The 12,862-nt window shown below is 50.7% G+C and carries 11 protein-coding genes; 4 read left to right on the forward strand and 7 right to left on the reverse strand.

What is annotated here, in order from left to right; translation table 11 throughout:
- Nucleotides 1-36: 36 nt before the first annotated feature.
- The 3 genes from F0L74_RS07755 to F0L74_RS07765 all read right to left on the reverse strand — a co-directional run bounded on the left by F0L74_RS07755 (nt 37) and on the right by F0L74_RS07765 (nt 1,491).
- Complete coding sequence (locus F0L74_RS07755; protein WP_149837303.1) at nt 37-618, reverse strand: YdeI/OmpD-associated family protein; 582 nt, start codon at nt 616-618, stop codon at nt 37-39.
- A gap of 78 nt (nt 619-696) precedes the next feature.
- Nucleotides 697-1,161, reverse strand: a complete 465-nt coding sequence (locus F0L74_RS07760) for an SRPBCC domain-containing protein (RefSeq protein ID WP_149837304.1) — start codon at nt 1,159-1,161, stop codon at nt 697-699.
- 6 nt (nt 1,162-1,167) lie between these two features.
- On the reverse strand, nt 1,168-1,491 hold the full coding sequence (locus F0L74_RS07765) for an ArsR/SmtB family transcription factor (RefSeq protein WP_149837305.1): 324 nt from the start codon (nt 1,489-1,491) through the stop codon (nt 1,168-1,170).
- A gap of 169 nt (nt 1,492-1,660) precedes the next feature.
- On the opposite strand from F0L74_RS07765, the gene F0L74_RS07770 reads away from it, so the two are divergent.
- Nucleotides 1,661-2,266, forward strand: coding sequence for a class I SAM-dependent methyltransferase (locus F0L74_RS07770; RefSeq protein WP_149837306.1), 606 nt, complete (start codon nt 1,661-1,663; stop codon nt 2,264-2,266).
- 58 nt (nt 2,267-2,324) lie between these two features.
- Here the strand turns inward: F0L74_RS07770 and F0L74_RS07775 are convergent, their stop codons facing one another.
- The 4 genes from F0L74_RS07775 to F0L74_RS07790 all read right to left on the reverse strand — a co-directional run bounded on the left by F0L74_RS07775 (nt 2,325) and on the right by F0L74_RS07790 (nt 8,997).
- Nucleotides 2,325-3,731, reverse strand: a complete 1,407-nt coding sequence (locus F0L74_RS07775) for a SusD/RagB family nutrient-binding outer membrane lipoprotein (protein WP_149837307.1) — start codon at nt 3,729-3,731, stop codon at nt 2,325-2,327.
- Nucleotides 3,732-3,742: 11 nt separating this feature from the next.
- Nucleotides 3,743-6,877 carry a SusC/RagA family TonB-linked outer membrane protein gene (locus tag F0L74_RS07780; RefSeq protein WP_149837308.1) on the reverse strand — a complete coding sequence of 1,045 codons (3,135 nt, stop codon included), beginning with the start codon at nt 6,875-6,877 and terminating at the stop codon, nt 3,743-3,745.
- 167 nt (nt 6,878-7,044) lie between these two features.
- The gene (locus F0L74_RS07785) at nt 7,045-7,362 is read right to left on the reverse strand and encodes a thiamine-binding protein (RefSeq protein ID WP_246197653.1); all 318 of its coding nucleotides are present in this window, start codon (nt 7,360-7,362) and stop codon (nt 7,045-7,047) included.
- 117 nt (nt 7,363-7,479) lie between these two features.
- Nucleotides 7,480-8,997: a bifunctional GNAT family N-acetyltransferase/carbon-nitrogen hydrolase family protein gene (locus tag F0L74_RS07790; protein ID WP_246197654.1), complete on the reverse strand. Its 1,518-nt coding sequence runs from the start codon at nt 8,995-8,997 to the stop codon at nt 7,480-7,482.
- A 123-nt stretch (nt 8,998-9,120) separates the two neighbouring features.
- Here F0L74_RS07790 and F0L74_RS07795 point away from each other — a divergent pair, with 123 nt between their 5' ends.
- The 3 genes from F0L74_RS07795 to F0L74_RS07805 all read left to right on the forward strand — a co-directional run bounded on the left by F0L74_RS07795 (nt 9,121) and on the right by F0L74_RS07805 (nt 12,827).
- A complete protein-coding gene (locus tag F0L74_RS07795; protein WP_149837310.1) occupies nt 9,121-10,749 on the forward strand; it encodes an Ig-like domain-containing protein in 1,629 nt (542 codons plus the stop codon).
- A gap of 253 nt (nt 10,750-11,002) precedes the next feature.
- Nucleotides 11,003-11,581 carry a uracil-DNA glycosylase family protein gene (locus tag F0L74_RS07800; RefSeq protein WP_149837311.1) on the forward strand — a complete coding sequence of 193 codons (579 nt, stop codon included), beginning with the start codon at nt 11,003-11,005 and terminating at the stop codon, nt 11,579-11,581.
- A gap of 55 nt (nt 11,582-11,636) precedes the next feature.
- Nucleotides 11,637-12,827: a glycosyltransferase gene (locus F0L74_RS07805; protein ID WP_149837312.1), complete on the forward strand. Its 1,191-nt coding sequence runs from the start codon at nt 11,637-11,639 to the stop codon at nt 12,825-12,827.
- The last annotated feature ends 35 nt before the right edge of the window (nt 12,828-12,862 follow it).

Here is a 12,862-nt window from a genome sequence, read left to right on the forward strand (position 1 = left end):
ACCGGCTAATAGCTAAAGGCTAGCCGCTAATTTATATCATTCGTCATTCAACCCCTTCCCTTCCAGGATCTGCGGCATACATTTTTCAATTCTCGACTCCCGGGTCTTTGCTTGTTTGGCAGAAGAAAAATGGAGCAGGTAGCCCCGTTGCCGTCCGGGACTTAGCGCGTTAAACGCTTTTTTCAACGCAGGGAGTTTGTCTAATTTCTGCTTAAACTCGTCCACCATGGTGAATGCCTCCGTCTTTTTCATTTTCACCTGTAACCCGGCTTTTTCCACCTCAATGGCTTCGTAAATATTGGCTTTCAGGACAGGCGCTTTTGCCACTACTTCTTTAAGGCTGGTAAAACGCATCTGCCTGGCTGCCTGTACATTCTCTGTTTGCTGGATCAAAAGCCCGTCCGCATCACCTAACAAGGCCCCTTTAAAAAACAGCACTGCACAATATTCCTTGAACGTATGGATCAAAACAATGTTATGCTGCTGATGCGTGTAACAGGGCGTACCCCATTTCAGCTCTTCCATCAGCCCACAGTCAAGAATGATCGTTCTCAATTGTTCAATTTCTTTTTGCCACTTTTCGGCTTTATCGAAATAGAAATCAACTTTAGGATTCATTGTATTCATTTGCTATTAAAATTAAGGGAAAAATGAATTATCTACCGGCTTTGGCAACCATCAGGGAGAAAAGACCTGTTATAAATTGCGGACCACTTCCTGCAGCCGGTCATGCGCCATATTGATACCATACTCAAAAGGCATTTTCAACACCTGGTCCCTGTCTTCACCGGATCTGTACACAACATGCATGGTCAGTTTGCTGGTATCGTCCGTGAGCTTTTCAAACTTCAGGAACTCCAGCTGCGGGCCAAACGGCGCATTCTCCATTTCAAATGTCCGGATGATCTGCTGGTTCGGAATAAATTCATGAAAAACGCCATTGGCTTTGAATACCACATTACCCTGCCCGTCTTTTGTTTCAAATTGCCAGCCACCGTGTTTTTTACCTTCCAGTTTCAATACCTGGGTGCCCATCCATTGCGCTATAATCTCTGGCGTGGCGTGCGCTTTAAAAAGCAGTTCCAATGGCAGGTCAAATTCCCTTGTAATTACCAGGTCTTGTTTGCCGGCTTCTGCATTCACCTTTGTTTTACGTTCCATATGATGCTATTTTTTTGGTTTGTATTGTTTCATGATGTCTTCTAATTTGTTGAACCTGTCATCCCACAGCTGGCGGAAGGGCTCAATAAAGTCTGCTATTTCTTTCATCTTCTGCGGATTTAAGTGATACAATATTTCCCTGCCGTTTTGCTCCTGTTTAAGCAATTCACACTCCGTGAGGATTTGCAGGTGTTTGGATACAGTTGGTCTGGCGGTGTCGAAGTTGGCGGCAATAGCGCCCGCTGTCATGGAATGTGTGGCCACTAATACGAGAATGGCCCTCCTGGTCGGGTCTGCTATTGCCTGAAACACATCACGTCTTAGATTCATCGTGTAGCTATTTGACTACAAATATATGTGTAGTTATTCAACTACGCAAATATTTGAGGACTTTTTTATAATGATCAGGTCTGGCAATTATCCACCGGCGCAAAAACGCGGGCGCTATGCATACCGGGAGTATCAACAACCCTTACATTTGCGCTATACATCCCCCATCATGGAAAACGAAAAAAAGAACGTCTTCGAAGCATATAATATCATCGCTGACTGGTTCTCAGCAGCCCGGCCTCAAATGCTTATGGAGAAAGCCTATCTCGATAGTGTGATGGATCTCATAGGCAAAGGCGCCCATATACTGGACCTTGGATGCGGAACAGGCAAACCCATGATGGAATATCTCTTAAACCAGGGCATGCAGGTAATGGGGGTGGATGCCAGCTACCGCATGCTGGAGATCGCAAGAACCAATTTCCCATCTGTAAATTTTGTACAGGCAGATATGCGTCAGCTCTCCCTTAACCGGAAATTCGACGCCATTATTGCCTGGAATAGCTTTTTCCATCTTCCTCCCGAAGATCAGCCGGCCATGTTCCCTATCTTTAAAGATCACCTGAATAACGGCGGCGTATTATTATTTACTTCGGGAACCGAATACGGGGAAGCCTGGGGATTGAACGGAGGCGTGAACCTCTGCCACGGTTCCCTGGATACGCAGCAATACCGCTCACTGCTGGAAGCCAACAATTTCAAAGTGCTGCAATACAAGGAAAGCGATCCCGAATGCTGGCATGCCACCATCTGGATGGCGCAATTATCTGCATAAAAAAAGGGGAAGGCCAACGCCTCCCCCCTTCAGTATATCATCATCAACAAATACGCTGTTATTGATCCCACCACAACCGCTGCGCCAGCGATGTTACCGCGGGCGTATTAGACCCGTTCCTGGAAGTTTCAGACACAGGGTAAGCTACCCGGCGGATAAACTCCGGCAGTAACGCATTCTCCGGCAGGTTAAAATCCTTGTACTGGTAATTCATACGCCTTACATCTGTCCATGACTCCGGATGCAGGAACATGGCTACATACTTTTCTTTCATGATCAGCGCCAGCGTGATATTAGCCGCGCCTACAGCCACCACCGGGTTGGTCACATAAGCATCACGCGCACCGGCAGCTACGCCTACCTTATCCATATTGGCTTTTATACCATCTATATAGGCGGTGTACGCTGTAGTCTTGTCGCCTGCGCGGAAAGCGGCTTCTGCCTGTATAAACTTACATTCCGCATAAGTGAGGATCAGCAATGGCGCGCCTCCGCGGGAGTAGAACCCGTTTATAGAAAGATAACATTCGTCATCATCAGTACCGGTACCTATCCTTCCGGCGCCATTGATGGTACCCCGGTAGTCGCCGTAACGGGTAGGGCTGGTGATCAGCGGCAGCCGCGGATCAAAAACACCAAAGCTGCTGTCGTTCAGCGCGGCTACAAAATGGGTGCTCAGCCATCCATCCAGCAGGTTCTGCGTGTTGTCATAAGCTGCCTGGTTCCAGGGACTGCGGGACTGGAACTGGGTCAGCTGCGCATCATCCCCGTTATTCTCATAGGCGTGCGATAATGCTTCCAGCACCTGGGCGGGATCATAGTCCGGCATTTTTGTAATACGGTTCAGTAACCGTGCTTTCAGGGCATATCCTGTCTTTTTCCAGGCAGCTGCATCACCATGGTGGATGAGATCCCGTTCTGCCGTCAGCAGGATCTTAGGGTCTGCTTTGTCCAGATCCGCCAGGCCATCATTCACCAGCGCCAGGGTGGAGTTGTAAATATCCTTGTCTGCATCAAAATGCGGCTGTATAACGGCCCCGTTCAGGGCTTCCTTATAAGGCAATGCGCCCCAGAAGGCATTGGCCATGCTAAGGTTCATGGCCATCATGATCTTAGCAGCGCCGGCGTGCTGGTATGCCCCTACGGAGTCTGCCTGGTGTATCAGGTCATACAGGTCAGACATGGTATTATACATGTTCTCCCAGCTGGTGCTGTAGTCCACTATATCATAGGTATCAGAGGAGCTGGCCGTGTTGGGAGAAGCCAGGTACTGTACAAAGTACGAGGTGTTGTCTCCCAGCCGGTATACATTGTAGCCCGTGTTATAAGTGGTGCTGCTCAGCAAGCCGTTCAGGGGCGCCGTTTCCGTTATGTTCGGATTCTTGTTTACATCCAGGTATTTCTTACACCCCGCCAATACCAGCAGGCTGCAGCATAGAGTAGTAATGATCAGATTCTTCTTCATGGTTCAACGCTTTAAAAGGTAACATTGATACTGGCTAAGAAACTCCGCACGGCAGGGTACGTAAACCCGGCAAAACCATCTGTGTTACTGCTGGAGTTATTGGAGCTGGACTCCGGATCAAAGCCGGTATATTTGGTATGCAGCCACAGGTTGTTACCTGTAAGGGTAATATTCACCCCGCTGATAAAATGCGTGCGGGAGAGTAAGCTGCCAGGCAGGCGGTAAGAAAGGCTTACATTACGTAAACGTACCCAGGAAGCATCCTCCACAAAAGCCTCCGTTACGCCGCGGTAGATCCGGCGGTAATAACCATCCCCATAGTTCCGGCCATCGGGGCCTACACCCTGGCCTAAATATACCGGCATGTCATTAGCCTTGCCATCCGCATATACCCCGTTAAAAGTAGTGGTCTGGTCCCTGTTCTCTGTCATCTTAGACGCGCCAAAAGCGGCCATAAAGTTGGCGAACTGGTTGTATTTCATCACGCCCTGCCTTACATCTATCAGGAAAGAGAAGGTAAGTGCCTTATAGCTGAAGGCATTGGTGATAGCGCCTATCCATTTGGGTTGCGTATTGCCCAGATACCTTTGCGTGGTATTGATGGTTGGGAAACCCGCCAGCGAACCGCTGCTTTGGATCAACATAGGTTTGTTCTTATCTATCAGGGTTGAATTAGGATCATCCCCATACCGTGCAAAGCTGGTCCCGAAGATGGCTCCTACCGGGTAACCTACAATATCTTTCTGGGTGGCGGTTGAATTGGCATATCCAAACTGGGTGCCCAGCAGTACTTCCGTTACGTCTGACCTAAGCGCCAGTACCTTATTGCGGTTGGCGGAGAAATTCACCCGTACATCCCAGTTAAAATTCTTGCTTTTCACCGGCGTGCCATTCAGCGAGATCTCTATACCACGGTTACGCATAGAGCCTGCGTTGGTATAGTATACGTCATACCCGGCACTGGGCGCCGTTGGTACGCTCATCAGCAGATCAGTGGTCTTGGAATTATACCAGGTAAAGTCCAGGCCCAGGCGGTTGGAAAAGAACCGCAGCTCAGCACCGGCTTCAAAGGTATTCGTGAACTCCGGCTTCAGCTCAGGGTCCGTTTTAATATCGGCACGGGTCCATCCGATCACGGTATTGTCAATAGGCCCGCCCAGCAGGGGCTCATACCCGGAGAGTATTTTATAGGGCAGCGGGTCTTTGCCCTGTCTGGCCCAGGATGCGCGCACCTTGCCATAACTGAGCACATTACTCTGCATTTTCAGGTGATCCGTGAACACGTACCCCATGCTCACAGAAGGATAAAAGAACGAGTTGCGGCCATGCGGCAAGGTGGAGGTAAGGTCTTCCCGGCCGGTCAGCGTCAGGTACAGGTAGTTATCCCAGTTCAGCGTCCAGTCCCCAAAGAAACCGATAATGCGGTAGTTGGTCGCTTCCTGTGTGCTGACCACCCGCTTGGCATTCTGCATGATCAGCAGATCCGGTATATCCAGGGTATCCCCCTCTGTAGCCAGCCGTTTGAATTTGGTCTCATACAGATCATGTCCCAGTTTCAGGTCTGATGATAAGCGGTCTGTGATCTTGTTCTTGAAATTAGCGATGAAGGTGCTGTTAAGCGTGCGTTTGCTCAGCTGGTACTCATGTACAAAACCTGCGCCGGCATCGCCGCTGGGCAGCTCATCCGCCAGGCCTTTGGGGCCGGGGGCCGTAAACAACCTGTTATCTGTATAATAGTCTGTGCCTGCCCGGTAGATCAGGTCCAGCCATTTAAAGGGAGAATACATAAAATTCGCATTCCCTATCAGGCGGTTCACGTTATCTACAAACCGGTTGTTGTACAAAGTGAACATGGGATTGTCGTTCTCCGGCCCATAGGTCTTTTGCGTACCGTCTGGTTTAATATAGTCCTTCACATCCCATCGTGGCGACCAATAGATCAGCTGCTCGCCGTAACGGTCTGCATTGATACGTCTGCCGCCGGAATTAATATAGTTCAGCGAAGCGCCCATCTTGAACTTTTCGCTGAAATGCAGCTCTCCATTCAAACGGGCGGAGTAGTTCTTATAATCGCTGAAAGGCACTACCCCATCCTGGTTCAGGGAAGAGAATGAGGAGGAGAACACCGCTTTATCCGTGCCGCCGCTCATATTCACCGTATTACGGAACTGGGTGCCAGTGCGGTAAGCGCGCTTATAATTGTTGAACAGCTCCGTGGGATGGGTAGGGTCTAGCTTGCGGCCTTCTTCTACCGTAGGGCCCCAGGAGGGCCAGAAACTGGCAGGGTCATACTCGCCCATATAACCTTGTGTAAAGCGGGTCTGTACATCCGGGATCTTGTTAACGTTATCAATCCCAAAGGTAGAGGTAACGCCTACTACCAGGCGGCCCGCCCTGCCGGATTTAGTGGTGATCACCACTGCGCCATTGGCGGCGCGGAGGCCATACAGGGCCGTAGCAGCGCCACCCCGCAGGATGGAGATATTCTCAATGTCATCAGGGTTAATGTCCGCCGCACGGTTGCTCATCCCACGGGTATCATCCACGCCGGTGGCCGCATAGGTGTCATTGTCAATAGGTACGCCATCCACCACAAACAGGGGCTGGTTAGATTTATTGGGATCCAGGGAGTTGATACCGCGGATAATGATCCGCGCGCCCTGGCCCGGGGCGCCGCCCGTGCTGGAGATCTGTACGCCGGCTACCTTGCCCTGTAAGGCGTTCACCAGGTTGGTCTGTTTAGAGGTAATGAGCTCAGCGCTGCCCACATCCTGTACGGCATATCCCAGCGCACGTTTTTCTTTTTTAATGCCCAGTGCCGTTACCACTACCTGCTCCAGGTTGCGGGTGTCTGGCTGCAGGGTCACCTGCAGGGTTGTACGCCCGCCTGCCGGCACTTCCTGCCGCAGGTAGCCTACAAAGCTGAATACCAGCGTTACATTGGTATTGGGCACCGTAAGGCTGAAATTGCCGTCTGGATTAGTGGTAGCGCCGCCGGCGCCGCCTTTTACCTGGATGGTCACTCCGGGAAGGGGGTTGCCCCCGTCAGAAGCTGTTACGGTACCACGTATCACCGGGTTTTGTGCCCTTAGCAAAACAGGTAGCATGAAACAGCTCAGCATGAAAATCGCGTAGATCCTTTTCATGGAGATGCGGTTTAGTATTTTGGTTGAATAAAAACTTTCCGGCGCTGGCTATAATGGTCTTACCATCGCTCTAATAATGCTATCAGCGCTCCGCGTTAATAATATTACGTCTGAAAGGGGTGTTTGCCCCCATTCCTGTGTTCGATTTTGGTTATTTTAAGCGCTTTTTAATGATCGCCGGATGCAGCGGCGTCGTATTTGCCTACTTTCTCTTCCATGGTCACATCCTCATTCCTGCGTATCTGCATCTTTATATATACCAGCAGCTGGGAAGCGCCTGCTTTAAAGCATACTTCCTGCGCGCGGCGGGCAATATCCATCAGCTGATCATAAGGCCCTTCCATCACCGTTTCAAAGGGGCATACACGGTAAGGCACACCGGAGCCCTGTATAACTGCAATGGCTTCGTCCACTACGGCATATACCTGTTCGCTGGCTACCTGCGGAATGATCTGTAAGGCTAAGTTTATTTTGTGATCCATCATGGCGGTTTATCAATAGTTGAGGCTGTTTCCGTTATATTATATGTTCCGGTTGACTCCCGTACTTCCTTAAGTTACATCACAATGTACAAATGGAAATGTTTAATTCATAGTATCTTTTTATTTCTTCCATTTTACTTCGTATAGGTCCCGCCGCTGGTCCTTCCGGGTCTGCACGCTGCCAAAGGCATTCAGTTCCTTTAGCAGCACCAGGTCTACATCTGCGATCACGATCATCTCCGTATTGGGCGTGGCGTCTGCCTTAATACCGGTAACGGGAAACGCAAAATCAGAGGGCGTTAGCACGGCGCTCTGCGCATACTGCAGGTCCATATTATTTACTTTAGGCAGGTTGCCTACACAGCCGGCAATGGCTACATAACATTCCATTTCTATAGCGCGGGCCTGCGCGCAAAAACGTACCCGGTTATAGGCATGCTGCGTATCCGTGAGGAAAGGTACAAACAGGATCTGCATGCCCTGTTCTGACAATAAACGGCTAGGCTCCGGGAACTCTACATCGTAGCAGATCTGTATGCCTATTTTGCCGCAATCCGTGTCAAACACTTTTAGCTCATGCCCGCCTTTTACGCCCCAGGCAAATACCTCGCTGGGTGTGGGGTGCATCTTGATATAATGATCATAGGTGCCATCCCGCCGGCACAGGTAACAGATATTATACAGCTGCTCATCTATCACAATGGGCATGCTGCCGCCAATGACATTTACATTATAGGCTACCGCATATCTCACAAACTCATCGCGGATCTGCTCCGTATACCGTGCCACCCCGCGTATGGCGCCGGCAGGGTCCAGCTGGTTAAATTCCGCCATCAGCGGCGCATTGAACAGTTCCGGGAACACTACAAAATCAGAACCGTAATCGCTCACTGCGTCAATAAAGTATTCCACCTGCTCCAGGAAACCATCCAGGTTACGGTAATCGCGCATTTGCCACTGTACCAGGCCAATACGTACGGTGGATTTATTATAGCGCACGGTATCCGCATCCTTTTCATAGTAGATATTATACCACTGCAGCAGCGTGGCAAAACCTTTGGATGCCTCATCATGCGGCAGGTAATTCTTCAGGATCTTTTTTACCAGGAAATCGTTGGAGAACTGGAAGGTCAGCGTGGGATCATAGATCTCCTTATCCTGCACCTTCTCTATATACTCACGGGGAGATAGATTATCCGCATACTTCTCATAATTGGGTATACGCCCGCCGGCTACAATACCGCGGAGGTTCAGCCGCTCGCAGAGGGTTTTGCGGGCGTCATACAGGCGGCGCGCCAGGCGTTTGCCCCGGTAATCCGGGTGTACAAACACTTCTATACCGTATAACATGTCCCCTTTGGGATCGTGGGTATTAAAGGTATAATAACCGGTGATCTGCTCATAGGTATGGTCATCGCCAAATTTGCCATAATCCACTATAATGCCCAGCGCACAGCCCACCACTTTACCATTTACGGTAACGGCTATCTGCCCTTCGGGAAACAGGCTTACCAGGCGGCGCAGGGTGGGCTCCCGCCAGTAACTGCCCGCCATATCGGGGTATGCGGATACCATGGATTCCTTGAGGTCAAAATAATCTTCTGCGGTCAATTGCCGGATATCTATTGTTTCTGTCATGGACATATATTTGGGTTCCCGGAATAATTTGTTATTTTTAGCACTCAATAAATATACCCAAAAGCCCTCAATACACCTACGCCAGAAAATTAAGCCCTATATGCTTTAAACCCTCATAACTATATGCGTAAACATTACCCCTTTTTGAGCATCTCCTGGCTGGCAATTATTGTATGCAGCCTCCTGACCCAACAATCCCATGCCCAGCAAACGTATGCCAACAGTCAGAGTAATGGCACTTCGGGCCTGTGTTTTCTTTGCAGCGTGTCTAACGCCGGCAATTCGGTCAATACCAATCTCACTGACTATGCCCAGTTTAATATCTCGGGCAGCCTGGGTACGGTAACGATCTATCAGAACCTTGTGTTTCCCGCCGCGGCCACCCGCGACTGTGATTCCCTGGTCATTGGCATTGGTGTGTCCAACAATCCCGGCACAAACCCTTACGGGCCGGTAACGGTACAAACGTACCTGGGCAATACCTCCAACAACGACGCGCAACCGGTAAGCGATGCTATCCTGCGCCCCCTGCAGGGTTACGGCAAGGCGGAGATAGTGCTTAAGCCGCAGCAGCGGTTTGACCGGGTACGCGTCACCCTTAACAGCGGCGGCGGGCTTACTTCCCTGCGCGTATACTATGCCTACCGCAAAGGCGGCGTAGCCATGCCGGATATTACCACGCCACAGTCGCCGGTATGCGGCAGCACCGCGCTGCAGGTGAACAACTACACACCTGGCCTGCAATACCATGTAAGGATGTTATACAGCAATGCCAATGGTGTTTTGCTGGATACCTCCTACCAGGTAACCTCCGGCGATTCCCTGCCCGTGCCGGCCAACCGCACTACAGACAGCGTACAGGTCATCGCGCATGTACAGGCCATTGACCCTACAGGCGGTTGCGGCTCAGATTCCACGGAAATCAGCTTTACCCTGGGCGCGCCCAGCCAGCCCGCCCTGGTAGACATAAGCCAGCCAAACGCCTGTGCCGGCAGCCCCGTTACCCTGCACGCCTATACGGCCAGCGCCAGTGCAGCCAACATGGTATGGTATGATACCCCCTCCGGCGGCCAGCCCCTCTATACCGGCGATTACCTGACGGTAAATCCCGAAGTTACCACCACCTATTATGTAAGCGCCCAAACACAGTGTGAATCCCTGCTGCGCACCGCGGCACAGGTACTGGTATCTCCGCGCCCACCAGCGCCCACATTATTGGTGGCAGATACCATCACCATGGTCCGCTTCACTAATTTAACGCTTAGCGCTGCGGCCCCAGATAGTGGCATTATTCAATGGTACCGTTCAGATACCGCCACTACCCCGCAAGCTACGGGCAACAGCTATACCTTTACAGCCCTCACCGCAGGTACCCTGTACTTTTATGCCGGCGTGGAAGCTAATGGCTGTATCAGCCTGCGTAAGCAGATAGTGGTGATCGTAACACCTGTTGCAGCGCCGGTAGCCAAAAGCAGCCCGGTTACCGCGCCCGCGGCACATACACTGCAACAGGCGCCTGTTCAGATGGCTTTGTCTATTTATCCTAATCCAGCACACGGAACTATCCGATTTAATGGCGCTAAGGACTTTTCCGGCAGCCGTGTAAGGGTGATAGATGGCAATGGACGGGAAGTACAAGCGGCAGTTTTACAAAAGAATGGATTTGAGCTGAAGCCTGGTCTGAAAGGGATGTATATTATCCAGGTGATGGATAAGGAACGGCAATATACAGGGAAGGTATTGGTGCAATAAGAATTTGACCGTTATTCATTTAGTAGCCGGCAGGAATAGTTTCCCTGCCGGCTACTCTTTAGTGAGTCAAACAAACCGGATCTATCTCATATATAAGTGTTTTGACCAAATTGTGGTAATACCGGGCGTAATATCCTGCACATTGTCTCAATAATCCATCTCTTTTATCGCGAAAATGATCCAACTTTGAAGATCCGCTGCCGCTTGCAGAATTAACAACCCAGCGCATGGAACGCGGGAAAATTTAGCATTAATGGATCAGCTTTTACGTGAAATAAGAAAATGTATCGTATGCAAAGATGATTTGCCAAACTATCCCCGGCCAATTGTACAAGCCAGTTCCCGGTCAAAGATCGTGATCATTGGCCAGGCGCCAGGCCAACGCGTACAAAACAGCGGCATCCCCTGGGATGATCCAAGCGGGGATGAGCTAAGAAAATGGCTGGGCGTTACCAAAGACGTATTTTATGACGCTGACCAACTGGCCCTGATCCCCATGGGCTTCTGCTACCCCGGCAAAGGCACATCGGGTGACCTCCCTCCCAGGCCCGCCTGTGCTCCATTGTGGCATGACAAATTACTACAGGCAATGCCCGGCGTGCGGCTGATCCTGTTAATTGGCACCTATGCCCAGGCCCGCTATCTGAAAGATCTGAGGAAAGAGTCCCTGACAGCAACCGTTAGGGATTTTGATAAACATTTGCCATACCTGCCTTTGGTCCACCCTTCGCCACGTAATAATATCTGGCATAAGAAGAACCCCTGGTTTAAAGCAGCAGTAGTGCCGTTCCTGCAAAGCCAGGTGCAAAAAGTCATAGGTGAGCCCCGGTAAAACCTCCGCCCTTTTGCCTACCTTTGAGCCTCAATTTGCAATCATTCAACTCCTTATGCCCCTTATTCAAAACCGGGATATTGTCATTGTAGGCCTGCAGCAATGGTTCACCGCCATCGGCAGTAATTGTAAAAATATCGCCCTGCAGTTTGCTAAGCACAACCGGGTGCTGTATGTGAACTCCCCCCTGGACCGCCGCACCATCCTGCAGCAAAAACAGGACCCAGAGGTGGCTTTTCACCTGAAAGTGGTCAAGGGCCAGGCCAATGGCATTGTACCTATTGCGGATAATTTCTGGAACCTGTATCCTAACCGGGTACTGGAATCTGCCAATTTTATCCCTTTTACCCCGGTATTCTCCGTATTCAACCGCATCAACAACCGGCGCTTTGCCAAAAGCATACAGGATGCTATACAGGAGCTGGGTTTTAAGGATGTGCTGCTGTTCAATGATAACGATATCTTCCGTGGCTTTTACCTGAAAGAGTTCCTGCAACCAGACCGCTACATCTACTACAGCCGCGATTATCTTATTGCTATGGACTACTGGAAACGCCACGGCGTAACACTGGAGCCCCGGCATATAGCCAAAGCAGATGTGGCCGTGGCCAACTCCCTGTACTTAACGGATATGCTGCTGCAGTATAACCCCAACAGCTACTATGTGGGCCAGGGTTGCGACCTTACCCTTTTTGACCCGGAAAAGACCTATGAGCGGCCCGCAGACCTGCCGCCCGCCAATGCGCCTGTTATAGGTTATGTAGGCGCGCTTACCGCTATGCGCCTGGATCCGCAGATACTCCTGTATATTAGCCGTACCCGTCCGGACTGGCAGATCGTGCTGGTAGGGCCAGAAGATGAGGTATTCCAGCAATCCGCCCTGCACCAGCAGCCCAATATCCATTTCCTGGGCCGCAAGCCTCTCTCCGATCTCCCCGGTTACCTGCAGCATTTTGATGTATGCATCAACCCGCAGCTCGTGAACGAGATCACCATCGGCAACTACCCGCTTAAGATAGATGAATACCTGGCCATGGGTAAACCCACAGTGGCTACAGATACCAAGACCATGCAGCTGTTTAAGGATCATGTGTACCTGGCGCAGTCTGTGGAGGACTATGTGCCGCTGATAGAAAAGGCGCTGCTGGATAAGGACCCCGCGCGCAGGGCTGCGCAGATTGCCTTTGCGCGGTCGCATACCTGGGAGAATTCTGTGGAGGAGATCTATAGGGCTATTTTGAAGTAAAATGAAACGATAATAAAAAGAAAGAGGCGGCATCT

It is taken from the genome of Chitinophaga agrisoli, from assembly GCF_008386695.1.
In the GTDB taxonomy this organism is placed as follows: Bacteria; Bacteroidota; Bacteroidia; order Chitinophagales; family Chitinophagaceae; genus Chitinophaga; species Chitinophaga agrisoli.